At 38.6% G+C, this 24,281-nt stretch carries 29 protein-coding genes and 1 pseudogene; 24 read left to right on the plus strand and 6 right to left on the minus strand.

Going from position 1 to position 24,281, the window contains the following annotated elements; translation table 11 throughout:
• Positions 1-11: 11 nt before the first annotated feature.
• The 20 genes and pseudogenes from DXB39_RS02410 to rsfS all read left to right on the plus strand — a co-directional run bounded on the left by DXB39_RS02410 (position 12) and on the right by rsfS (position 16,137).
• Positions 12-968, plus strand: a complete 957-nt coding sequence (locus tag DXB39_RS02410; protein WP_117841076.1) for an RluA family pseudouridine synthase — start codon at positions 12-14, stop codon at positions 966-968.
• A gap of 50 nt (positions 969-1,018) precedes the next feature.
• Positions 1,019-1,666 (plus strand): histidine phosphatase family protein, encoded by a 648-nt coding sequence (locus tag DXB39_RS02415; protein WP_117841075.1) that lies wholly within the window; start codon positions 1,019-1,021, stop codon positions 1,664-1,666.
• Entirely contained in the window at positions 1,666-2,199 is a 534-nt protein-coding gene (locus tag DXB39_RS02420) for a Holliday junction resolvase RecU (RefSeq protein ID WP_117841074.1), read from the plus strand. The genes DXB39_RS02415 and DXB39_RS02420 overlap by 1 nt, the downstream gene beginning before the upstream one ends.
• A gap of 93 nt (positions 2,200-2,292) precedes the next feature.
• Positions 2,293-3,486: an ATP phosphoribosyltransferase regulatory subunit gene (gene hisZ / locus DXB39_RS02425; protein ID WP_117841073.1), complete on the plus strand. Its 1,194-nt coding sequence runs from the start codon at positions 2,293-2,295 to the stop codon at positions 3,484-3,486.
• A 2-nt stretch (positions 3,487-3,488) separates the two neighbouring features.
• Positions 3,489-4,142, plus strand: coding sequence for an ATP phosphoribosyltransferase (hisG, locus tag DXB39_RS02430; protein ID WP_117841072.1), 654 nt, complete (start codon positions 3,489-3,491; stop codon positions 4,140-4,142).
• Between the two features lie 2 nt (positions 4,143-4,144).
• Positions 4,145-5,443 carry a histidinol dehydrogenase gene (gene hisD / locus DXB39_RS02435; RefSeq protein WP_117841071.1) on the plus strand — a complete coding sequence of 433 codons (1,299 nt, stop codon included), beginning with the start codon at positions 4,145-4,147 and terminating at the stop codon, positions 5,441-5,443.
• Positions 5,444-5,458: 15 nt separating this feature from the next.
• Positions 5,459-6,052 carry an imidazoleglycerol-phosphate dehydratase HisB gene (hisB, locus tag DXB39_RS02440; RefSeq protein WP_117841070.1) on the plus strand — a complete coding sequence of 198 codons (594 nt, stop codon included), beginning with the start codon at positions 5,459-5,461 and terminating at the stop codon, positions 6,050-6,052.
• Between the two features lie 8 nt (positions 6,053-6,060).
• Positions 6,061-7,341, plus strand: a complete 1,281-nt coding sequence (hisIE, locus tag DXB39_RS02445) for a bifunctional phosphoribosyl-AMP cyclohydrolase/phosphoribosyl-ATP diphosphatase HisIE (RefSeq protein WP_117841069.1) — start codon at positions 6,061-6,063, stop codon at positions 7,339-7,341.
• A gap of 59 nt (positions 7,342-7,400) precedes the next feature.
• Positions 7,401-7,733, plus strand: a complete 333-nt coding sequence (locus tag DXB39_RS02450; RefSeq protein ID WP_117841068.1) for a hypothetical protein — start codon at positions 7,401-7,403, stop codon at positions 7,731-7,733.
• Between the two features lie 55 nt (positions 7,734-7,788).
• On the plus strand, positions 7,789-9,654 hold the full coding sequence (locus DXB39_RS02455) for a TIGR03960 family B12-binding radical SAM protein (RefSeq protein WP_117841067.1): 1,866 nt from the start codon (positions 7,789-7,791) through the stop codon (positions 9,652-9,654).
• Entirely contained in the window at positions 9,638-10,360 is a 723-nt protein-coding gene (locus tag DXB39_RS02460; protein WP_117698623.1) for a TIGR03936 family radical SAM-associated protein, read from the plus strand. The genes DXB39_RS02455 and DXB39_RS02460 overlap by 17 nt, the downstream gene beginning before the upstream one ends.
• The gene (locus DXB39_RS02465) at positions 10,353-11,618 is read left to right on the plus strand and encodes a ribonuclease E/G (protein ID WP_158565936.1); all 1,266 of its coding nucleotides are present in this window, start codon (positions 10,353-10,355) and stop codon (positions 11,616-11,618) included. The genes DXB39_RS02460 and DXB39_RS02465 overlap by 8 nt, the downstream gene beginning before the upstream one ends.
• 240 nt (positions 11,619-11,858) lie before the next feature.
• Positions 11,859-12,164: a 50S ribosomal protein L21 gene (gene rplU / locus DXB39_RS02470; protein ID WP_022243838.1), complete on the plus strand. Its 306-nt coding sequence runs from the start codon at positions 11,859-11,861 to the stop codon at positions 12,162-12,164.
• 16 nt (positions 12,165-12,180) lie between these two features.
• Complete coding sequence (locus DXB39_RS02475; RefSeq protein ID WP_022243837.1) at positions 12,181-12,510, plus strand: ribosomal-processing cysteine protease Prp; 330 nt, start codon at positions 12,181-12,183, stop codon at positions 12,508-12,510.
• A 3-nt stretch (positions 12,511-12,513) separates the two neighbouring features.
• Positions 12,514-12,804: a 50S ribosomal protein L27 gene (gene rpmA, locus DXB39_RS02480; protein ID WP_022243836.1), complete on the plus strand. Its 291-nt coding sequence runs from the start codon at positions 12,514-12,516 to the stop codon at positions 12,802-12,804.
• Between the two features lie 149 nt (positions 12,805-12,953).
• Complete coding sequence (gene obgE, locus DXB39_RS02485) at positions 12,954-14,243, plus strand: GTPase ObgE (protein WP_117841065.1); 1,290 nt, start codon at positions 12,954-12,956, stop codon at positions 14,241-14,243.
• Between the two features lie 6 nt (positions 14,244-14,249).
• Complete coding sequence (gene yhbY / locus DXB39_RS02490; protein WP_117841064.1) at positions 14,250-14,543, plus strand: ribosome assembly RNA-binding protein YhbY; 294 nt, start codon at positions 14,250-14,252, stop codon at positions 14,541-14,543.
• A gap of 45 nt (positions 14,544-14,588) precedes the next feature.
• Positions 14,589-15,176 (plus strand): annotated as a pseudogene (gene nadD / locus DXB39_RS15245) (nicotinate-nucleotide adenylyltransferase); the annotation flags it as partial.
• A 30-nt stretch (positions 15,177-15,206) separates the two neighbouring features.
• Positions 15,207-15,791 (plus strand): bis(5'-nucleosyl)-tetraphosphatase (symmetrical) YqeK, encoded by a 585-nt coding sequence (yqeK, locus tag DXB39_RS15250; protein ID WP_242997800.1) that lies wholly within the window; start codon positions 15,207-15,209, stop codon positions 15,789-15,791.
• The gene (rsfS, locus tag DXB39_RS02500; protein WP_022243832.1) at positions 15,784-16,137 is read left to right on the plus strand and encodes a ribosome silencing factor; all 354 of its coding nucleotides are present in this window, start codon (positions 15,784-15,786) and stop codon (positions 16,135-16,137) included. Before yqeK ends, rsfS begins: the two co-directional genes overlap by 8 nt.
• Positions 16,138-16,291: 154 nt before the next feature.
• On the opposite strand, the gene lexA is transcribed toward rsfS, so the two are convergent.
• Positions 16,292-16,909: a transcriptional repressor LexA gene (gene lexA, locus DXB39_RS02505; protein WP_022243831.1), complete on the minus strand. Its 618-nt coding sequence runs from the start codon at positions 16,907-16,909 to the stop codon at positions 16,292-16,294.
• Between the two features lie 165 nt (positions 16,910-17,074).
• Between lexA and DXB39_RS02510 the strand changes: the two genes are divergently transcribed.
• The 3 genes from DXB39_RS02510 (at position 17,075) to DXB39_RS02520 (ending at position 19,239) form a co-directional block, all read left to right on the plus strand.
• A complete protein-coding gene (locus tag DXB39_RS02510; protein ID WP_117841062.1) occupies positions 17,075-17,551 on the plus strand; it encodes a LysM peptidoglycan-binding domain-containing protein in 477 nt (158 codons plus the stop codon).
• Between the two features lie 227 nt (positions 17,552-17,778).
• The gene (locus DXB39_RS02515) at positions 17,779-18,396 is read left to right on the plus strand and encodes an SGNH/GDSL hydrolase family protein (protein ID WP_117841061.1); all 618 of its coding nucleotides are present in this window, start codon (positions 17,779-17,781) and stop codon (positions 18,394-18,396) included.
• A 129-nt stretch (positions 18,397-18,525) separates the two neighbouring features.
• Positions 18,526-19,239: a lysophospholipid acyltransferase family protein gene (locus tag DXB39_RS02520; RefSeq protein ID WP_022243828.1), complete on the plus strand. Its 714-nt coding sequence runs from the start codon at positions 18,526-18,528 to the stop codon at positions 19,237-19,239.
• A gap of 115 nt (positions 19,240-19,354) precedes the next feature.
• On the opposite strand, the gene DXB39_RS02525 is transcribed toward DXB39_RS02520, so the two are convergent.
• Complete coding sequence (locus tag DXB39_RS02525) at positions 19,355-20,404, minus strand: tyrosine-type recombinase/integrase (protein ID WP_117841060.1); 1,050 nt, start codon at positions 20,402-20,404, stop codon at positions 19,355-19,357.
• Complete coding sequence (locus tag DXB39_RS02530) at positions 20,397-21,125, minus strand: tRNA lysidine(34) synthetase (protein WP_117841059.1); 729 nt, start codon at positions 21,123-21,125, stop codon at positions 20,397-20,399. The genes DXB39_RS02525 and DXB39_RS02530 overlap by 8 nt, the downstream gene beginning before the upstream one ends.
• A 116-nt stretch (positions 21,126-21,241) precedes the next feature.
• Between DXB39_RS02530 and dtd the strand changes: the two genes are divergently transcribed.
• Positions 21,242-21,691, plus strand: a complete 450-nt coding sequence (gene dtd / locus DXB39_RS02535; RefSeq protein ID WP_117841058.1) for a D-aminoacyl-tRNA deacylase — start codon at positions 21,242-21,244, stop codon at positions 21,689-21,691.
• 288 nt (positions 21,692-21,979) lie between these two features.
• On the opposite strand, the gene DXB39_RS02540 is transcribed toward dtd, so the two are convergent.
• From DXB39_RS02540 to lspA, 3 genes are all read right to left on the minus strand, one after another.
• Complete coding sequence (locus DXB39_RS02540) at positions 21,980-22,609, minus strand: cytidylate kinase-like family protein (protein ID WP_022243824.1); 630 nt, start codon at positions 22,607-22,609, stop codon at positions 21,980-21,982.
• Between the two features lie 181 nt (positions 22,610-22,790).
• Positions 22,791-23,711 (minus strand): RluA family pseudouridine synthase, encoded by a 921-nt coding sequence (locus tag DXB39_RS02545; RefSeq protein ID WP_117841057.1) that lies wholly within the window; start codon positions 23,709-23,711, stop codon positions 22,791-22,793.
• Positions 23,712-23,727: 16 nt separating this feature from the next.
• Positions 23,728-24,249, minus strand: a complete 522-nt coding sequence (lspA, locus tag DXB39_RS02550; RefSeq protein ID WP_117841249.1) for a signal peptidase II — start codon at positions 24,247-24,249, stop codon at positions 23,728-23,730.
• Positions 24,250-24,281: the final 32 nt, after the last annotated feature.

Genomic DNA, 24,281 nt, shown 5'->3' on the forward strand with positions numbered 1-24,281 from the left:
AAGGATATGTTATGAAAACATTTATCATTAAAGAAAATGAAGCAGGACAACGATTTGATAAATATTTAAAAAAGCTTTTAAAAGAAGCACCGTCAAGCTTTGTCTATAAAATGCTTCGGAAGAAGAATATTGTATTAAATGGAAAAAAGGCAGATGGTTCTGAAAAACTGGAAGCCATGGATGAAGTAAAGCTGTTTTTAGCAGATGAAACTTATGATAAGTTTGCAGGAGCAGAGGTAAAAGAAAGTTTTCCAACCACAGCACTGGATATCGTTTATGAAGATGAAGATATTTTAATCATCAATAAACCTGCCGGAATGCTGTCACAGAAGGCACAGCCATCCGATATTTCCGCCAACGAATATATTATCGGATATCTTCTTCAAAGCAGAGCCCTTAAGGAAACTGATTTGCGGACCTTTCGACCGTCCGTATGTAACCGTCTTGACCGCAATACTTCAGGACTTCTGACAGCCGGAAAGACGTTAAAGGGATTGCAGGATTTATCCGAGGCTTTGAAAAAAAGAACCGTAAAGAAATATTATCTCTGCCTGGTAGCCGGATGCATTACAGCACCGCAGCATTTAAAGGGGTATCTTATGAAGGATGAAAGGCAGAATCGTGTATTTATTTCAAAGGAAAAAACAGAGGATGCACTCTGTATCGAAACCGAGTATGAGCCACTGGAAGTATATCAGGATGTCACACTGCTGCAGGTGCATCTGATTACCGGACGCAGCCATCAGATCCGTGCCCATTTAGCATCCATTGGTCATCCGATTATCGGAGACAGTAAATATGGTAATGAAAAAATCAATCATTTTTACCGGGAACGCACCGGCGTAAAACATCAGCTTTTACATGCTTACCGGATGATATTTGCAGATGGCAGATGTGTAGAAGCAGCTCCACCGGATGATTTTAATAAGGCTATTTGTTACGCAAATCAGAATGCCACAGAGCAGTAATTGTTTTTAACGAAAGACTACTGATGTTACAGGAAGGATGAATAAGTAAGATGAAAGTATATCTGATGCGGCATGGAGAAACCGATTACAATAAAAAAGGACTGATACAGGGAACACTTGACATTCCATTAAATGAATTCGGACTGGAATTAGCCGAAAAGACCAAAGAGGGATTCCAAAACGAAGGACTGACTTTTGACTACTGTTATTGCAGTCCGTTAATTCGTGCCAGACAGACGGCAGGGATTATTCTGCGTGGAACAGATACGCCGGTTTCTTATGATGAACGTATCCGTGAAATGAATTTCGGAGAAGGAGAAGGGCAGAAGCTTGCTGATCTCAGCTGGAATCCGGCTCTTAAAAATATTGATGATTTGTTTCATGCACCGGAACAGTATCGTGCCACGGAACAGGGCGAAAGCTACGAAGCGTTACTTGCCCGGGTGGAAGACTTTTTAAAGCATGAAATTCTTCCGCTGGAAGAAAAAATGAAGCGTGTGCTCATCTGCTGTCATGGTGGAATCATCCGGGCATTTCTTGCATACATAAAAGGACTTGAAATCAAGGATTTCTGGAACAGCCACCAGCCAAACTGCAGTGTAAATATATTAGAAGTCCGGGATCAGAAAATAAGGATTCTCGAAGAACATAAAATCTATTACACACTGCCGGAAGAAAAGAAAGGAAGTATACTCTGATGGCAACTTGGAATTCCAGAGGATTAAGAGGTTCTACGTTAGAGGAATTTATTAACCGGACCAATGAAAAATATGCAGAGCATAATTTAGCAATGATACAGAAAATTCCAACACCGATTACACCAATTAATATTGATAAAGAAACAAGACATATTACCCTTGCCTATTTTGAACAGAAAAGTACCGTAGATTATATCGGGGCAGTACAGGGCATTCCGGTCTGCTTTGATGCCAAGGAATGTCACACTGATACGTTTCCTCTTGCCAATGTGCATGCTCACCAGATTCAGTTTATGCAGGATTTTGAAAATCAGCAGGGTATTTCTTTTATTCTGATATTTTATACCCAACGGGATGAATTTTACTATATGCCATTCCGACAGCTTTATGAATTCTGGGAGAGAGCCCAGAATGGCGGACGGAAGAGCTTCCGGCTAGAAGAATTAAATCCAGAATTTTTCCTGCCAAAGAAGTCGGGAATCCTGGTTCCCTATCTGGAAGGCTTGAAAAAAGATTTGGAGCTAAGGGATTGACAATTATTTCCAGGTAATATATACTAGGAAAAGCAATTCACCGTGGTAGCATGGTAGCACGCTAAAGTGTTTTGAGAAAAACTGGAGGTTTATATGAAAAATCAATTGTTACATACACCAGAGGGTGTCCGGGATATTTATAATGAAGAGTGTGAAAAAAAATTAGAGCTGCAGGATCGGCTGCATAAGGCTTTAAAACGACACGGATACCACAGTATTCAGACACCAACCTTTGAATTTTTCGATATATTTGGAAAAGAAGTTGGAACCATTCCATCCAGCGAATTATATAAATTTTTTGACCGGGAAGGAAATACCCTTGTATTAAGACCGGATATTACACCATCTATTGCACGGTCTGCCGCAAAATATTTTATGGATGAGGATATGCCAATCCGCCTTTCTTATATGGGAAATACCTTTATCAATAACCATAGTTATCAGGGAAGATTAAAGGAATCCACCCAGCTTGGAGCAGAGTTAATCGGAGATGATACCGTAGATGCCGATGCAGAGATGATTGCCATGGCAATTGACGCATTAAAGAGCAGTGGTTTAAAGGATTTCCAGATTAGTGTGGGACATGTGGAATTTTTCCGTGGCTTAATGGAAGCGGCAGGGCTTTCCGAAGAACAGGAAGAAGTTATCCGGGAACTGATTGCCAATAAGAATTTCTTTGGCGTGGAAGAAGAGATTTCCGACTGCTCCATGAACCAGAATTTAAAAGAATTATTCGGAATGCTTGGAACCATTTATGATAATGCATCTTCCTTTGAAGAAGCAAAGACCTATGCAGCTGATTATCCAAGGGTTTATAAAGCGATACGCAGACTGGAAGACTTAGATGCGGTGCTTAAAGTATATGACGTAGACAAATATGTGACCTATGAATTTGGTATGTTAAGCAGCTATCATTATTATACCGGAGTAATTTTTGCCGGTTATACTTACGGAAGCGGTGAACCGATTGTAAAGGGTGGCCGTTATGACAAGCTTCTTACTTATTTTGGAAAAGATGCAGCTTCCATTGGATTTGCGATTGTAGTAGACCAGTTAATGGCAGCAATTTCAAGACAGAAAATTGAGATTACCGTAAAACATGACAATCAGCTGATTGTATACAAACCGGAATACCGCAGGGAAGCAGTAAAGAAAGCCATTGCACTGAGGGCAAAGGACTGCAATGTGGAACTGATTGCCTGGGCAATGGATAAATCAAAAGCAGATTATGAAGCATATGCATTGCGAAATCAGATTGCAGAACTGACATTTATGGATGGAGAATAGAAATGGAAGATATGAGATATTTAACCTTTGCATTAGGTAAGGGAAGACTGGCAAATAAAACCTTAGAGACTTTTGAAAAAATCGGCATTACCTGTGAAGAAATGAAAGACAAGAATACCAGAAAACTTATTTTTGTCAATGAAGAATTAAAACTTCGTTTCTTCCTTGCCAAGGGACCGGATGTACCAACTTATGTAGAATATGGTGCGGCAGATATCGGTATTGTAGGAAAGGATACAATTTTAGAGGAAGCAAGAAATATTTATGAAGTATTGGATTTGGGCTTTGGAAAATGCAGAATGTGTATCTGTGGTCCAAAAGAATCCAAAGAATTATTACAGCATCACGAACTGATCCGTGTGGCAACCAAATATCCGCGCATTGCGAAAGACTATTTTTATAATAAGAAACATCAGACTGTAGAAATTATCAAATTAAACGGTTCCATCGAACTTGCCCCGATTGTTGGACTTTCTGAGGTAATATGTGATATTGTAGAGACAGGCTCAACCTTACGTGAAAACGGACTTGAAGTATTAGAAGAAGTTTGTCCGCTTTCTGCCCGGATGGTCGTAAATCAGGTTAGTATGAAAATGGAACATGAGCGGATTACGAAATTAATTACAGATTTAAAATCGGTATTAAAGGAGGCATAAACATGCGTATTTTAGAGTTGACAGAAGAGACAAAGGGTAATATATTAGAGAATCTTTTAAAGAGAAGCCCCAACAGCTACGGCAAATTTGAAGCCAGCGTACAGGAAATCATTGAAACGGTACGTGCCAATAGAGATGCTGCATTATTTGACTATACAGCGAGATTTGATGGCGCAACGATTCATAAAGATAATATTTTAGTAACAGAAGAAGAGATTAAGGAGGCTTATGATGCAGTAGATCCGAAGCTCCTTGAAGTCATCCGGAAATCTCTTGTAAATATCCGTACCTATCATGAAAAACAGCGTCAGAACAGCTGGTTTGACAGCCAGGATAAAGGTATTATCTTAGGTCAGAAGGTAACCGCATTAGCCCGTGTCGGTGTTTATGTACCGGGTGGAAAAGCCGTTTATCCTTCTTCCGTACTGATGAATATTGTTCCGGCCAAGGTTGCCGGAGTTGATGAAATTATTATGACAACACCGCCTGGAAAAGATGGTAAGGTAAATCCTTCTACCCTGGTTGCAGCAAGAGAAGCCGGTGCAGACCGCATCTATAAAGTAGGAGGCGCACAGGCAATTGCAGCTCTCGCCTTTGGTACCGAAAGCATTCCAAAAGTAGATAAAATTGTTGGCCCTGGAAATATTTATGTAGCTTTAGCGAAAAAAGCCGTATTCGGTTATGTCAGCATAGACTCCATCGCCGGACCAAGTGAGATTTTAGTATTAGCAGATGAAACAGCCAATCCAAGATATGTTGCAGCCGACCTTTTATCCCAGGCAGAGCATGATGAAATGGCTTCCGCAATTTTGATTACCACAAGCCGTGAACTGGCAGAGCGTGTTTCTGAGGAAGCAGCAAAATTTACCGCACAGCTTTCCAGAAAAGAAATCATCCAGAAATCCTTAGATAACTATGGATATATTTTAATTGCAGATAATATGGAGGAAGCCATTGCTGCAGTAAATGAAATTGCATCCGAACATATGGAAATTGTAACAAAGAATCCATTTGAAGTTATGACCAAGGTAAGAAATGCCGGAGCAATTTTCATCGGTGAATACAGCAGTGAACCGCTTGGTGATTATTTTGCAGGACCAAACCACGTTCTTCCAACCAATGGAACCGCAAAATTCTTCTCTGCATTATCCGTAGATGATTTTATTAAGAAATCCAGCATTATTTCCTATTCCAGGGAAGCATTAGAGGAAGTATATAAAGATATTGCCCAGTTTGCAGAGTGCGAACAGTTGACGGCACATGCAAATTCCGTTAAAGTAAGATTTGAAGACGAAAACTAAACGGAGGTTTGTTTCATGGAACAAAGACGTATTGCAGAATATACAAGAAAAACAAAAGAAACCGATATTTACCTTTCCTTTGATTTGGACGGCAGAGGGGATGCAAAGGTAGATACCGGAATTGGATTTTTCGACCATATGTTAGATGGCTTTGCAAGACATGGATTATTTGATTTAAATGTCAAAGTGACCGGAGATCTGGTGGTGGACTGTCATCATACCATTGAAGATACCGGAATCGTCCTTGGCAATGCCATTAAAAAAGCAGTCGGTGACAAAAAGGGTATCAAACGTTTTGGAAGCTTTATGCTGCCAATGGATGAGACACTGGTGCTTTGTGCGGTAGATTTATCCGGAAGACCGTATCTATCCTTTGATGCAGAATTTACCACAGACCGCGTAGGTTATATGGATACCGAAATGGTAAAAGAATTCTTTTATGCCATTTCCTATAGCGCCGGAATGAATTTACATCTTAAGGTCATTACAGGCGGAAATAACCATCATATGATTGAAGCCATGTTTAAGGCATTTGCAAAGGCATTGGATGAGGCAACCATCATTGACCCGCGTATTACCGACATATTATCAACGAAAGGCAGTTTATAGGTGAGCATATGAAACACAAGAATATAGTAGCAACCATTTATCTGAAAAACGGAGAGGCAGTAAAGAGCCCGAGTGACCTTAGTTCTGCAGGAGATTTAAAAGAACTTACCAAGCTTTATAATGACAGTGGAATTGATAAGATTTTAATCTATGACTTATCAACCGGTGATGAAGAGCATGAGAAAAATATTCATACGGTAAAAGATATTTTCCGTACTGTAGAGATTCCGATTTATGCAGGTGGAAATATCAACCGTCTGGAAGACATTAAGAAATTTATCTATGCCGGATGTAAACAGGTTGTTTTAAACGGTGCCAAATCTGTCAGCATGTCTTTGGCGGAGGAAGGTGCAAAACGATTCGGAAAAGACCGTATGATAGTTTCTGTAAAGAACATTGATTTCTTATTCAAACACAAAGATGAACTGGATGAATATTTCCATGAAATGATTGTTCTTGATCCATCCATGATGGACGGAGTAGAAAATATTACAAATCTGCCATATGTCGTTCAGTATGATAATTATGACAAGGATGCACTGGTGGATGTATTAAACCGTGAAAATGTCAGAGGAATCTGTGGCGCTTTTATTAATGATACCAGGACAGATATCATGAAATTAAAGACAGAATTTGCAGCCAGCGGAATCCGTATGGACAATTTTGCTCCGGCATTAAAATGGAGTGATTTCAAATTGAATTCGGATGGAATGGTACCTGTTGTAGTACAGGATTACCGTACCGATGAAGTACTTATGGTAGCTTATATGAATGAAGAAGCGTTCAATACCACCATTTCCAGCGGAAAGATGACTTATTACAGCCGCAGCCGTAAGGCGTTGTGGATGAAGGGTGAGACCAGTGGTCATATCCAGTATGTGAAATCTTTAACGGCAGACTGTGACTTTGATACCATTCTTGCAAAGGTATCCCAGATTGGCGTGGCATGTCATACCGGAGCACCAAGCTGCTTCTTTAATGAAATTGTCAAGAAAGAATATGCTGAGAAAAATCCACTGCAGGTATTTGAGGATGTCTACTCCATTATTGCGGATCGTAAGATTCATCCAAAGGAAGGCTCTTATACCAACTACCTTTTCGATAAGGGAATTGATAAGATTTTAAAGAAGGTCGGCGAAGAAGCAACCGAGATTGTCATTGCCGCAAAGAATCCGGAACCGGAAGAGATTATTTATGAAATTTCAGATTTCCTTTATCATGCAATGGTATTGATGGTAGAAAAAGGCGTAACATGGGAGGATGTTACCCAGGAACTTGCCCAGAGATAACATACATAGTTCCTGCACTTTCTGCATAGATTACAGCAGAACAACAATCAGGCGATGATATGCAGAAAGGTGCGATTTATTTGGAACAGGATTATATTGCAAACAGACGGGAATATATTCTTCGTGCCAGAAATTCTTTTTCGGAATCACGGAAAGACACGGACGAGGAGTTAATAAACACAGGAAAAGCAGCCATTTGGAAAGTAAAATGGCTGCTTTGTATTTGCCTTTTTGTGGTGTTTGTTTTATGTGATAAAGGAAAGCTTCCTTTTCCGGGAACTGCCGGTGAAAAAGATACCAAATGGATGTACCGGCAATTAGAAGAAAACTATGATTATACAAAACTGCAAAAGTATGTTATGATAATTTCGGATTTTGCCAAAAATAAATAAGTGTTATTTTTTGCACAAATCGGATTATGATATTTAAGAATGATTGAGGTACCAGATGAACACTTTAGCATTAAGTGATGAAATACTTTTAACAATTGATAAACCGGCCCGTTATATCGGAAACGAGCTGAACATGGTAAAGAAGAATCCGAAGGATGTTGACATCCGTTTTGCAATGTGCTTTCCGGATGTCTATGAAATCGGAATGTCTCACCTGGGCATTCAGATTTTATATGATATGTTTAATAAACGGGATGATGTATACTGCGAACGGGTTTATTCTCCGTGGCCGGATTTACACAAGATTATGAAAGAAAAAAATATTCCTTTATTTGCACTGGAAAGTCAGGAGCCGATTAAGGATTTTGATTTCCTTGGTATTACCATCCAGTATGAGATGTGCTATACCAATATTTTACAGATTCTTGATTTATCCCAGATTGCCATGCTGTCTTCTGAGCGAAAAGAAGATGACCCGATTGTAATCGGTGGCGGTCCTTGCAGCTATAATCCGGAGCCGATTGCAGATTTCTTTGATTTGTTCTATATCGGAGAAGGCGAAATTTCTTATACAGAATTATTTACGCTGTATAAGCAGTGCAGGAAAGAAAAGGTCAGCAGAAAGGAATTCTTACGCCGTGCAGCGTCTATTCCTGGAATCTATGTGCCTTCCATGTATGAGGTGGCTTATAAAGAAGATGGATCGATTGCATCCTTTACACCAAAATATGAGGATGTGCCGGCAACGGTAAAGAAACAGATTCAGATGGATATGTCCCATTCTGTTTACCCGGAGAAACCGGTTGTTCCTTTTATTAAAGCAACCCAGGATCGTGTGGTATTAGAGATTCAGCGTGGCTGTATCCGCGGCTGCCGTTTCTGTCAGGCAGGAATGATTTACCGTCCGGTCCGCGAAAAAGATGTAGAAGTCTTAAAACATTATGCTTACGAAATGTTAAAGAATACCGGACATGAAGAGATTTCTTTAAGTTCTTTAAGTTCCAGTGATTATTCGCAACTGGAAGAACTGGTTAATTTCCTGATTGATAACTTTAAGGATAAAGGCGTAAATATTTCTCTGCCATCTCTTCGTATCGATGCATTTTCCTTAGACGTTATGGGAAAAGTGCAGGATATCAGAAAGAGCAGCCTTACCTTTGCTCCGGAAGCCGGTTCCCAGCGTCTTCGTAATGTTATTAATAAAGGACTGACGGAAGAGGTGATTTTAAATGGTGCCGGAATGGCGTTTGAAGGCGGCTGGAATAAAGTAAAGCTTTATTTCATGCTAGGACTTCCAACCGAGACGGAAGATGATATGCGTGCCATAGCAGAACTTGCCAATAAAATTGCAGTCCGTTATTATGAAATTCCAAAGGAAGAGCGGAATGGAAAATGTCAGATTACTATCAGTACCTCTTTCTTTGTACCAAAGCCATTTACTCCATTCCAGTGGGCGAGAATGTATGATAAGGACAGCTATCTTGGCAGAGCCAAGGTGGTAAATGATGCTGTAAAAGAACAGTTAAACCGCAAGAGCATCAAGTATAACTGGCATGAAGCAGATGTTACGGTATTAGAGGGTATTCTTGCAAGAGGAGACCGCCGGATTGCCCCTGCTTTGCTTAAGGTTTATGAAAAAGGTGGTATCTTTGATGCCTGGACGGAATTTTTTGATAATAACCGCTGGGTAGAGGCTTTTGCGGAATGTGGCATCGATACCGATTTCTATACCATGCGGGAACGTCCTCTGGATGAAATTTTCCCATGGGATTTTATTGATGATGGCGTTTCGAAAAAGTTCTTAATCCGCGAATGGGAACGTGCCAGAAAAGAAGAAGTAACTCCAAACTGCCGGATGCAGTGTCAGGGCTGTGGAGCTGCTCAGTTTAAGGGAGGTGTCTGCTTTGAAAATAAGAATTAAATTTCGAAAATATGGTGTAATGAAATTTATCGGACACCTTGATATGATGCGCTATTTCCAGAAAGCAATGCGTCGTGCTGAGATTGATATTGCATATTCCGAGGGATTTTCCCCGCATCAGATTATGTCTTTTGCGGCACCGCTGGGAGTTGGAATCACCAGTGATGGAGAATATCTTGATATTGAAGTACATTCTACCAGAAGTTCAATTGAATCCGTTAAGGCTTTAAATGATACCATGGTGGAAGGTGTTGAAATCGTATCTTACCGGATGCTGCCAGAGCATGCAAAAACAGCGATGTCCATTGTTGCAGCAGCAGACTATAACGTATTTTATAAGGATAAAGGAAATTGTCCATTCACTTTGGATGAATTGAAAGGTAAAGTAAAAGCATTTTATGAAGATGCTCCGGAGATTCTGGTTACGAAAAAGACGAAAAAAAGCGAAAAAGTCATGGACTTAAAGCAGCTGGTATATGATTTTCAGGTTGAGGAAGCAGATGGCTGTCCATTCTTTTATCTTAAAGTATCTACAGGAAGCGTAGATAATGTAAAACCAGAGCTTTTGTTAGAAGCCTTTTACCGGTATCTGGAACTTCCTTATAACGAAATGCAGTTTCAGATTCATCGTGTGGACGTATATGCCCGAAAAGAAGACGGCACTCTGATTGCATTGGATGAAATGGGAGATGACATTCTTGAATAAATTTATCATTACAAGGCAGCATTATGTAGGCGACTCCTATTTTACGGCACTGTTAGATGAAAAGGACAAGTTTAGGGAAATTGCATTTCATCCGTTATCCGAAGAAAATCAGGTTGTACCGGGAATAATTTGTATTGCCAGGGTAAAAAAGATTGCCGCGAACTTAGATGCCGCTTTTGTGGACATTGCAAAGGGAGTAACCTGTTATCTGGAAACAGCACATATAAAAGATGCCTGGTTTTCGAAGCAGTGCAGAAGCGGAAAGCTGACCGAAGGGGATGAACTTGTGGTGCAGATTACCAAAGAGGCGATCAAGACCAAGTATCCCATTGCAGATACCAAGCTTTCCCTTACCGGAAAATATTTTGTCCTGACAAATGAAAACCGTTCCCTTGCCATTTCATCTAAATTAAGTGCGGATGAAAAAGAAAGGTTAAGCAGTCAGGTACAGCTTTTCGAACAGATGCGGCTTTTTGAAAAAGAAGCAGTTACCGATACAAAGCAGAATGCCGGACAGGAAGAAAAAAGAAAGCCGCATAGTCTTATCGTAAGAACCAATGCGGCAGGAGCTTCTTCGGAAGAATTGGAAACAGAATACCGGAAACTTTTATCTGACTATCAGAAGTTAGCTGCAACTTTTCATTTCCGTACCTGTTACAGCATTCTGATGCTGCCAAAGAAATTTTATGAAAATGCCATTAATCACCTTTACCAGGAAGAGCTTGGTGAAATTATTACGGATGATAAGAATATCTATGAAGAGCTTCAACAGCTTTATGCCGGAAATCCTGATATTTTATCTAAGATACGGTTCTATGAAAATGATGCCATTTCATTAGGAACCCTTTATTCCTTTGAAACGCAGATACAGCGTGCAATATCGGAACGGGTCTGGATGAAGTCCGGTGCTTATCTTATCATTCAGCCAACGGAAGCTCTGACAGTTATTGATGTAAACAGTGGAAAGAATACTTCCGGAAAAAATGCAGAAGAATATTATTATAAGATTAATTTAGAAGCTGCTGCAGAGATTTCAAGACAGCTCCGGCTTCGTAATATTTCAGGAATTGTCATTGTGGATTTCATCAATATGGCAAAAGAAGAGCAAAGAAAAGAGCTGATGCACCAGTTCCGGTTATCCTTAAAAGAAGACCCGGTTCCGGTACGGCTTGTGGATATTACAAAGCTTGGCTTAGTGGAGCTGACCCGGAAGAAGGAGCGTAAGACCCTTTTGGAGCAGGTTGCCCAGCTAAGATGATAGCAGCTGCAAAAGCCACATCAAGGTATCTATCAAGATATGCAAAGAAATATCTGAATACAATACCCGGAAAGTACCTGAAAAATAATGGTACCTGAAAAATAATTAAAATTATAGCGTGAAATAGTTGACGAATCGTAATTCGTGTGCTATGATACAACAGTATGCCGCACAGTGAGGTATAAGTCTATCGTAAGGATAGCACCACAACTGGCGAGTAATGATAATAGGAGGTGCCATATGTACGCAATTATAGCAACAGGTGGTAAACAGTACAAAGTATCTGAAGGCGATATCATTACCATTGAAAAGCTTGGTGTTGAGGCTGGTGAGAAAGTAACTTTCGATCAGGTTTTAGCAGTATCTGACAACGGATTAAAAGTTGGTGCAGACGCAGCTAATGCAACTGTAGAAGCTTCTGTAGTAAAAGAAGGCAGAGCTAAGAAAGTTATCGTTTACAAGTATAAGAGAAAAACCGGCTATCACAAGAAGAACGGTCATAGACAGGCGTTCACACAGGTGAAAATCGAAAAAATTAATGCGTAATCGATAGGAAATTGTTATGACAAAGATAACGATTTTTCGAAACCAGAAACAAGAGTATCTTGCTTTTTCCTGTGTCGGACATGCTGAATATGCAGATGCCGGAGAGGATATTGTATGTGCAGGAATTTCGGTTCTTGTGATTAATACAATCAATGCCCTTGGAATGTTCACAAAAGAACAGTTCAAGACCAATCAGGACGAAGAGACCGGATTGATTTCCGTATCTTTTGAGCAGCCGGCAGGACATGATGCAAAGTTACTTTTGGACACAATGGTTTTAGGCTTACAGGGAATACAAAACAATTATGGAAATGATTACATCATTTTAAACTTCAAGGAGGTGTAGAACATGTTGAATATGAACCTTCAGTTTTTTGCTCATAAAAAGGGAGTTGGTTCTACTAAGAACGGTAGAGATTCTGAATCCAAGAGATTAGGTGCAAAAAGAGCAGATGGACAGTTCGTTAAGGCTGGTAACATTTTATACAGACAGCGTGGAACAAAGATTCATCCAGGCGTTAACGTTGGTATCGGCGGAGATGATACTTTATTCGCATTAACAGACGGTGTTCTTAGATTTGAAAGAAAAGGCAGAGATAAGAAACAGGCTTCTGTTTATCCAGTAGCAACAAACGAATAAGATGCATGATAGACCCGACACGAAAGCGCCGGGTCTATTTTCACTTATAGGAAACTATATTTTAACTTGAAGTAATTTAGAAACAATTAAAGTATCATTTGATTACAGTAACTGATATTTAATCACAATCAATAATGAGGTAGAAAATTATGTTTGCCGACAGTGCAAAAATTATTATAAAATCAGGAAAAGGCGGTAACGGTCATGTGAGCTTCCGCCGTGAAAAATATGTTCCGGATGGCGGTCCGGACGGTGGCGATGGTGGAAAAGGTGGCGATATCATCTTTGAAGTAGATGACAGCATGAATACATTAAATGATTTCCGTCATAAACACAAATGGGCTGCAGAAAACGGAGAAGAAGGAAAAAAACGAAACTGCCACGGAAAAAAGGGTGAAGACCTTGTCATCCATGTTCCTGCCGGAACCATTATCCGTGATGCAGCTACCGATAAGGTAATTGCAGATATGTCCGGTGAGAATAAAAGACAGATTATTTTAACCGGTGGAAAGGGTGGACTTGGCAATCAGCATTTTGCGACCTCTTCCATGCAGGCACCGAAATATGCACAGCCGGGGCAGGAAGCATTGGAACTTGAAGTTCGACTGGAACTTAAAGTAATTGCTGACGTTGGTTTAGTCGGCTTCCCAAATGTGGGAAAATCAACTTTATTATCCAGTTCCACCAATGCAACACCAAAGATTGCAAATTATCATTTTACAACTTTAAATCCGATTCTTGGTGTCGTTGATTTAGGCGAAGGTGCCGGATTTGTCATGGCTGATATTCCGGGGCTGATTGAAGGGGCATCCGAAGGAATCGGTCTTGGACATGAATTCTTAAAGCATATAGAGCGAACCAAGGTTATTATTCATGTTGTGGATGCTGCCGGAACAGAAGGCAGAGATCCGATTGCAGATATTCATGCCATCAATCAGGAGCTGGAATCCTTTAACCCTGAATTGTTAAAGAAACCTCAGGTTATTGCAGCCAATAAAATTGATGCTATTTATGAAGGCAATAATGAAATTATTGAGAAATTAAAAGAAACCTTTGAGCCATCCGGCATTAAAGTATTTCCAATTTCTGCGGTCAGCCGTCAGGGTGTCCGTGAGTTAATGTTTTATGTGAAGAGTCTTTTAGATGAAATGGACGATACTCCGGTCATCTATGAACAGGAATTCTTCCCGGATTCCAGAGCATTAGAGGGTGAACCTTATACCATTGAGGTTGATCCGGAAGATGGTGCTTATGTTGTAGAAGGTCCTAAAATTGATAAAATGCTGGGTTACACCAATATTGATTCAGAGAAAGGTTTCCTTTTCTTCCAGAAATTCTTAAAAGAACAGGGTATCTTAAAGGAATTAGAGGCAAAGGGTATTCAGGAAGGTGATACAGTCCGTATGTATGGACTTGAATTCGATTATTATAAGGAGTAAATCATTATGGAATTAACGAGTAAGCAGCGTTCCCATTTAAGAGGAATGGCAAGTACGATAAATCCAATTTTCCAGATTGGAAAGGCATCTCTTACACCGGAAATTATTTCTGCAATAGATGATGCTATTGAAAAACGTGAATTAATCAAGATTTCTGTATTAAAAAACTGTGCAGATGATCCTCGCAAATTAGGCGAAATAATTGCAGAGCGTACGCATGCACAGGTGGTTGCGGTAACTGGTAAAAAAATCGTTCTTTACCGTAAATCAAAGAAACATCCAAAGATTGAATTGTTATAAACGAAAGCTTTTATACCTTGGAAGGGTGGTAGAAGATTGAAGAAAGTGCGTATTGGAATTATTGGCGGAACCTTTGATCCGATTCATATCGGGCATCTGATTATTGCACAGAATGCGGTAACACAATATCATTTAGACCAGATTCTTTTTATTCCAACGGGACATTCGCCTCATAAGGATGATAAAGAGATTGAACAGTCTGCCCACCGGCTGGAAATGATTCGCCTGTCGATTAAAAATAATCCGGATTTTTATTTTTCGGCCATGGAGATTAATGCAGCCCGCACCAGTTATACGTATCTGACGCTGCAGGAGCTTCATCGGACCTATCCGGACTGGGAACTCTATTTCATTATGGGAGCAGATTCCCTTGATTATCTGGATAAATGGATGGAACCAGCAGAAATTTGCCGTCTTGCAACGCTTTTAGTTGCCATCAGAGACGATTTGGATATGAACCGGATAAAGAATAAGGCTGCAGAGTTAAAGCGGCTCTATGCGGCAGATATAAGGCCGATTATCACACCAAATGTTTCCGTTTCTTCTCATAATATCCGGGAGCGGGTAGCAAAAGGGGAACCGATACGTTACCTTGTCACACCGGAAGTGGAAGAATATATTGCCCATCAGTGTTTATATCAGGAGGATGAAGGTCAGACACCAATGAACGAAAGATTAAATAAGATAAAAAAAACATTAAAAAAGGAATTGGATAAAGACCGTTATGAGCATACTTTAGGGGTCATGTATACTTCAGCCTGTCTTGCCATGGCAAATGGTTATGATATGGAAAAGGCTCAGCTTGCAGGTCTGCTTCACGATTGTGCCAAATGTATTCCAAACGAAAAGAAATTAAAAATCTGTGCGAAGAATAACATTCCTGTCACGCAGGTGGAAAAGGATAATCCTTTTTTACTTCATGCTAAAGTCGGTGCATTTCTTGCCAGAGTATTATATGAAGTAGAGGACGAAGAGATTCTTCATGCAATTTCTGTTCATACCACCGGGGCACCGGCAATGAATACACTGGATAAAATCGTATTTATTGCTGATTATATCGAACCAAAACGGGATAAAGCAGCAAACCTAAAAGAAATCAGAAAAACAGCCTTTGAAGATTTAGATGAAGCACTGAAAATGATTTTAAGTGATACCATTCATTATCTCAATGGCAGTAAAAATGATAAAAATATCGATCCAATGACAATTGAAACATATCATTACTATACAGGAGGTTCTCATGAATAAACAGTCGAAAGAAATGGCGAAGCTTGCATATCAGGCTTTATCGGAAAAGAAGGCAGAAGATATCCGTATTATTGATATCAGTGAAATATCTGTTATCGCAGATTATTTTATTATCGCCAGTGGAAGTAATGCCAATCAGTTACAGGCTATGCAGGACAGCGTAGATGAACAGTTATATAAAGCCGGTTATCATGCAAAACAGATTGAAGGAAATCAGCGTTCCAGCTGGATTCTGATGGACTACAGTGATATTATCGTTCATATCTTCTCAAAAGAAGATCGTCTCTTCTACGATTTAGAGCGCATCTGGAGAGATGGAAAAGATATTGACCCGGAAGAACTTTAAGAAATATATAGTTAAGAAGTATATTATGAAAAGGTATATATAAAAAGTTATATAATAAGATGTGCATATCAGGAAGGCACTATCGTACAAACACAGTCTGTATGGTAGCGCCTTCTTTCTAAAATATACTTACTTAATAAGCCTGAAATTATTACTAAGCCAGGAAACGGAATACGCCGAATACCTTTCCAAGAATAGAACATTCTTTCACAATAATTGGATCCATGGAATCATTTTCTGGCTGCAGACGATAATAACCATCCTCCTTATAAAAGGTCTTAACCGTTGCAGAATCATCTACAAGAGCAACCACAATATCACCATTAGATGCAGTAGACTGACGCTTTACAAGAACATTATCCCCATCGAAAATACCTGCATTAATCATACTTTCTCCCTTAACTCGAAGCATAAAGCTTTCTGCATTTGGCATAAACTCTGCCGGAATAGGAAAATAGCTGGTAATATTTTCTACTGCAAGAATCGGCTGTCCTGCAGCAACACTTCCTACCATAGGAACATTAACAACCTCACGTCTGGTTAAATTAAAGCTGTCATCAATGATCTCAATTGCTCTTGGCTTCGTAGGGTCACGTCTGATATATCCATTCTTCTCAAGAGTTTCCAGATGAGAATGAACCGAAGAAGTTGATTTCAGATTAACTGCTTCACAAATTTCACGAACAGCAGGTGGGTATCCTTTATTTAAAATTTCCTGTTTAATATATTCAAGAATTTCCTTTTGTTTTGAACTGATTTTTCCGTATGCCATCTCATTACCTCCTTTTTATATTCTAAGTCTAACATATGTTCACAGAAAAAGCAAACACATATTCCGAAAATTTGTTCGCTTTTCTTCTTGACAAACGAATGTTCCCTATATATAATGCATGTATAAACAAATGTTCGCAACAGACGTTCGAAAGGAGACGAAACAATGAATCGTGATAATAGAGTATATGGATACAACGAATATAAAGAATACTACGGAAGGGGAAATAGAATGGACAACAGGCGCAGATATATGGATGGAACTCAGTATACATCGAATCGTACGATGGCAATTCGTGCAAACGGAAGAAGAAACAAAGCATATATGTGCCAGATTCAAAGATATCTTATTATTTCTTTTCTGGCAGTGCTTTTAACCATCCTTGGTGTTATTTTAGGAAGCAACCTGCTTGCTTCTTCACAGAGCAAAGCTTCCAATGAGGTAAATACCTATAAATATTATACCAGCATTGAAGTACAGAAAGGGGATACTCTCTGGACGATTGCCCAGCAATATGCCGGTGATGACGCCGATTATGCATCCTATATCGAAGAAGTAAAAGATATGAACCAGTTGACCAGTGATACCATCCATGCGGGAGAGTACCTTACTGTTTCTTATTCTTCCAGTGAATTTAAATAGGATTTCAGATATGACAGAACACAGAACGCTTTTAGATAAATTAGATACCTTTCTGGATAAATAAGATATACAAGAAGAGATTTTGTTTTAATGCTATTTTAAATATTATTTTTAATTTTATATTGACTTTTCATAGTAACCATATTAATATAGTAGGAAATTAGAAAAAGTATTATTTTCAACTACATATATCAAATTACATTATTTTAGACAAATGGAGGTTTACTATGAAAGAAATATTATGCTTTGGTGATTCAAATACTTACGGTTTAATTCCTGGCACAAAAGAGAGATATGGACGTGATACCAGATGGACAGGTCTTTTAGAACAACATTTATATGAAAAAGGTTATCGTATTATAGAAGAAGGTTTATGCGGTAGAACCACCGTCTTTGAAGATAGGCTAAAAGAGGGACGGAAGGGGGCTGCCTTACTTCCGACACTGTTAGAAAGCCACGCTCCAATTGACCGGGTTGTTCTTATGTTAGGAACGAATGACTGCAAAAGCTTATATCATGCATCAGCAGAAGCAATTGGACTTGGAATAGAACAATTATTAAAACAGATCCGGAAAATTGATTCAGATACCCGTATTTTGTTAATTTCTCCAATCCAATTGGGAGAAGGAGTTTGGGAGCCGGAGTTTGATCCTGAATTTAATCAGAAATCTGTTGAAGTATCTAAAAAATTGAAATTCGTTTATCAAAGAATTGCCCTAAAATACAACTGCGATTTTCTCGCTGCATCTGATATTGCAGCACCAAGCAGTGCTGATAGAGAACATTTAAATGAAGAGGGACATCAGAAGCTGGCAGAAGCAGTCCTTAAAGTGATTGCAGCATAATATGCTAAGAAATTTAAAATAAAAATTTATCAGAAAAGAAAGAATAGTTGTCGAATTTTCGGAATGTGGTATAATAGTTATGTATTATTTTACGCATAGTACAAGATTAAAATATCAAGGAGTTAGAAAATGTTACGTTTTATATATGTTATTCTAATGAATCTTTTTCGAGCCCCATATATTATACCGAAAATGAGAAAGTGGGCAGATCATCCGGAAAAATATTCGGAAGAAGAACGATATAAACTGGTTCGTCATGTCATTTATTTAATGAAGCGTTCCGGTAAAATCAAGACTGTAGCCTATGGCGAAGAAAATCTTCCAAAAGAAGGTGGATATGTTATGTATCCGAATCATCAGGGTAAATATGATGCTCTTGGTATCATAAGCACTCATAAGGAACCTTGTTCCCTTGTTATGGACGAAGCAAAATCCCATACCATTCTTGTAAGTGAATTTGTTGACTTACTTCAGGGTAAGCGTTTAATAAAAGATAATGTCCGTCAGGCTTTGAAAATTATTACCGAAGTTTCAGAAGATGTAAAGAACGGAAAGAAATACATTCTTTTTCCGGAAGGTGGTTACGAATTCAATAACCGTAATCGTGTCTGTGATTTTAAAGCGGGTAGTTTTAAATCTGCAATAAAAGCACATGTACCAATTGTACCAATTGCGCTGATTGATTCCTACAAAGTCTTTAACAGTTTTTATCTGTGGCCGATTACTACACAGGTTCATTATTTGGAGCCGATTTATTACGAAGAGTATAAAGATATGAAATCCAAAGAAATTGCCGAATTAGTAAAACAGCGGATTCAGGATAAGATATCAAGTATTTTATAAGATTTATTATTTAAAAACAGTTTCCAAGATGGTGGTTATAATATATACCTACTTTTATAATGCCAAAATGGAAACTGTTTTACTTTTTTATAATATATTACTTATTTTTCTATTTTTATTCATCCCGCAAATGAATATATTTTGGAGCAGTTCTTCGACGTTCATCCTCTAAGGCCGCATAATGCTTTTTCGTGGTATTTACATCTTTATGGCCTAAGACATCAGCCACCAGGTAAATATCGCCTGTTTCGCGATATAGTGACGTTCCATAGGTACTTCTTAATTTATGCGGTGTAATATTCTTCATGGTAGTAATTAATTTTGAGTATTTTTTTACCAGATTTTCTACTGCCCGGACACCGATTCGTTTCTTCTGCAGGGAAAGGAAGAGGGCATGGGTGCTTCCTTCCACAGCTTCAATGGTATTTCTTTCTTCCAGATAATTTAAAAGGGCTGTGCGAACCTCATCACCAAAGTATACAACAACTTCAGCTCCACCTTTTCGATGCACTTTGATTCCGTTGTTACGAAAGTCTACATCTGTGATATCAAGTCCCACACATTCAGAAACACGGATTCCTGTTCCTAAAAGCAATGTCATAATTGCAAGGTCACGACATTTGGTCTGTTCATGAAACTTTTGCTGGCGTTCGGTTAATTTTTCACCAGATTCAACTTCATCTAACAGCATAGCAACTTCATCTACATCAAGTCTCGTTATGGTTTTTTCGTGTTTTTTTGGCATCCGGACAAGCTGTGCAGGATTTTTTGTTATCATTTCTTTACAGAAATAGTAATTATAAAAGCTTCGTAAGCTTGCCAGTTTACGTGAAATGCCTCTTTCATCATTGGTATGCGCAACACCATCTTTTTCATAAACCCTTAAATAATCAAGATATTCCTCAATATCCATAGGCGAAATCTGGTCTAACAAATCGATGGTGAATTCATTTACCGGCTTTTTCGCACAAATGGGATTATTCTGATGTATAAAATCAAAAAATATACCTAAATCATATGCATAAGCCAATAGGGTCCGGGACGAAACAGACGCCTTCATTCCGATAAAAAACTCTCGGCAGAAGGGGGGCAGCTCCTTCTGAAGTTCACGTAACTTTAATTCATTTTTTGTATTTACTGATTCATAATATGCCTTTTCATTCATTGGATAATTGCCTCCAGTCTGGAATATTCCCATTTATAATTGCTGTAAATAAACGGTTCTTTACACCAGGATGATCTTTATTAAGCTGTTGTAATAAATCCTTGGCATACTGACGCTTTGTTTTTCCATCAAATGTACATGGATTTTTAACAACAGGAAGATTGTAATGATTTTTAAAACCAATTACATCGACTTCCGGAACATACATCAGTGGCCGGATAACATCGAGATTGCTACGGTCGAGATGTGTAACCGGTGGAAATGCATAAAATCTTCCTTCAAACATAAGAGAAAGCAGCATCGTTTCTATGATATCATCCTTATGATGCGCATAAGCAACCTTGTTGCAGCCAAGCTCAATGACAGCATGATTCAATGCTCCTTTACGAAGCTTTGCACAAAGAGAGCAGGGGCTATTCTTTTTGTTCTGCTCTTTTATAATTGCCCCAATCTGTGTTGGAATAATATGATATGGCACATCCAGCTTCTGACACAATGCTTTGATTTCTGTTAAATCAAAATCCGGATATCCCAAATCAACTGTTATGGCAGTAAGAGAGTAGTGCACCGGATAAAATCTGCGTAAACCAGCCAGGGCATATAACAGCGTAAGACTGTCTTTTCCTCCGGAAATACCAACCGCAATAGAATCATTTTCCTTAATCATCTGAAAATCATCCATCGCCTTTCTGGTATAACTATATAATTTTTGAAGTTTCATGAATAGCCTCCAAGTTTTGTGTTTTACGAATACATTATACATGAAAACTACTGGAAAATCCATGTCTTTACATATATAATAGGATAAGAATATGTAATGAAAGGAATTTTAGAAGAATGAAATTCGTAATACAGCGTGTTACACATGCCAAAGTTGAAGTTGAACAGAAAATTATTGGTTCCATTCAGAATGGCTACCTGGTATTAATCGGAATTGCTGAGGATGATAATGAAGAAATTGCAGATAAATTAGTTAAAAAGCTATTGGGATTAAGGATTTTTGCAGATGAGAATGGCAAGACAAATTTAAGTCTAAAGGATGTAAATGGATCCCTCTTGTTAGTTTCACAATTTACATTATATGCAGATTGCCGTAAGGGAAATCGACCGTCCTTTGTAAATGCAGGTAATCCAGAAAAAGCCAACAAATTATATGAATATATCATTGAAAAATGTCGTGACGAAGTTCCGGACGTACAAACTGGTTCCTTTGGTGCAGATATGAAGATAACTTTGCTGAATGACGGTCCATTTACAATTATATTAGATTCAAAAGACTTGATGTAAAGGCTGCTTTGTGCGTTAGTATGGTATATATAGGGTGTGAGTTATCTATTCGCAAAACACAGCTTTTACGAATAATTTCTGCCATTTTAAGCCGGTCAGTGCCGACGCACGCATAAATGCCGTTGACCTATGCAGGCATTCCCTTATGGCTGTTTCAGAGCTTTTTATAGCCCCTTTGGCAGTCCGGCTTTATAGTAAATGAGTGAAAACTATGAATGAAAAATAAAAAGTGCATGAACTCTAAAGTTTCTTTTGAAATACTTTAAAAGTTCATGCGCTTTTTGGTTCTTATTTCATAAGATATAATGCACGATACTGTAAAATCATTTCTACACATTTATCAATGCCAAGAGCGCTGCTGTCTAAGGTCAGATGATAGCTTCTTGAGTCGCCCCATTTCTTGCTGGTATAGTAATTGTAGTAGCTGGCACGCTGTTTATCCTTTTTCTGGATTGCATCCTTTGCTTTGGATTCATTTACCTGTAATTCCGCAGCTACACGTTTTGTCCGGAATTCCTTGTCAGCATGAATAAATACATTGATGCAGTTTGGATTTTCTGCCAGTGCATAGTCGGCGCAGCGACCAACAATGACACAGGATTCTTTTTCAGCAATTTTCTTAATGGTTTCAAACTGTGCTAAAAATACTTTGTGATTTAACGGCATATCTAAAAACGGTGCGGATGAATAGCCATTTATGGAATATGTATCCATAACTAAAGAATATAAGAAACTGTTCGTTGGCTTTTCGTCCTGATTTTCAAAAATTTCACGGCAGAAACCGCTTTCTTTTGCAGCTTCCTGTAAAAGCTCTTTATCATAAAACTTTATGCCGAGACGATCTGCAACTTTCTTGCCAATTTCTCTTCCGCCACTTCCAAATTCACGTCCGATGGTTATAACAACATTATTTCCCATAGCAATCACCTCTTTATGCAAAATATATAACTTGATAGATGAATTATAACATATTTAGTGCATTATTCCTAGTATTTTCTGAAAATAAATAAAAATTTTTTAAAATTAAAAACAGTCAATCACTAAATATTACTGAAAATAATACCGTAGAAAGCATAAAAAATTGAAGAAGAATCCTGAATTAATTCTTCCTCAATTTATTTAAAAGATCTTCAAAATATTCCGGAATCGGTGCTTTAAACTCAACATATTCTCCGGTTGTCGGATGCACAAATCCAATGATATAAGCATGAAGGGTCTGTCCTTGCAGATGATATGGATTCTTCAGACTGCCATATACGGTATCGCCCAGTAAGGGATGACCAATACTTGCCATGTGAACACGAATCTGATGAGTACGTCCCGTTTCCAGTTTGAATTCCATATAAGTCGCATCTTTTAGACGCTCTATAACACGGTAATGGGTAATTGCAGTTTTCCCATTTCGTTCATTAATTGCCATTTTCTTACGGTCTTTTGGATGACGTCCGATTGCGCCTTCAATGGTGCCGGAATCTTCTTTTACAATGCCTTTTACAATGCCACGATACAGCCGGTTAACGGAATGCACTTTAATCTGTTCTGCAATCAGACGATGGCTCTGGTCATTTTTGCAGATAATCAGTGAACCGGTGGTATCCTTATCAATTCGATGAACGATGCCTGGCCGGATTTCACCATTGATTCCGGAAAGATTTTCCCTGCAATGGTACATGATTGCATTTACAAGCGTTCCGCTGTAATGTCCGGGACATGGATGTACAACCATATCTTTGGGTTTATTAACGATAATTACATCATCATCTTCATACAAGATGTCTAATGGAATAGCTTCTGGTAAAATGGTTGTCTTTACCGCATCTGGTATGGTCACAGAAACCATATCTTCTATATGCATCCGATAATTTGCTTTTGATTGTGGCACATCATTGACCAATACCAGCCCGTCTTTTATCAGCTTCTGAAAGAAACTTCTGGACTGTTCCGGGTAGATAGCAGCTAGAAACTTATCCAGACGTTCCTCTTCATATTCATCTGTAACTTCAAAAGTTTCCTTATGCATAAAAGAAATTTCCCCCCTACTCTTCCGCTTTTTTGCTCTTCATAAATGGGAAAATCTGACCTAATTCCTCTTCCTTATAATAAAACAGCATCAGCAGAATAAAGAGAATACATGCTACCACCACATAAATATCTGCCACATTAAAAATTGGAAAATTAATTAGCTTAAAATAAAAGAAATCAATGACATACTGGTGTACAACACGGTCAATCATATTTCCAATAGCACCGGCAACAATCAGTACAGCAACAATGCGGATTGGTGTAAATCTTTTCGTCAGTGGAATATTATGATAAAGAATTACCACTATTACAAGGAAAATCAATGTCCCAATCACAAAAAAAGTTTTCTTCCCCTGCATAATACCAAAGGCTGCCCCCTGATTTTCAAGATACTGCAATTCAAAAACGTTCTTAATAATTGGAATTGCAGCCTGTCCTTTGAGATGAAGCACGACTAAATATTTTGCTATCTGGTCGAGAAAAAGCAATACTGCTGTACTCAATATAGTAATTATATACATAATTTTCTTATTCATAAATCTATCGCCTTTCGTCTTTTTTATGAAAC

Source organism: Roseburia sp. OM03-7AC (assembly GCF_003462625.1).
In the GTDB taxonomy this organism is placed as follows: domain Bacteria; phylum Bacillota; class Clostridia; order Lachnospirales; family Lachnospiraceae; genus Roseburia_C; species Roseburia_C amylophila.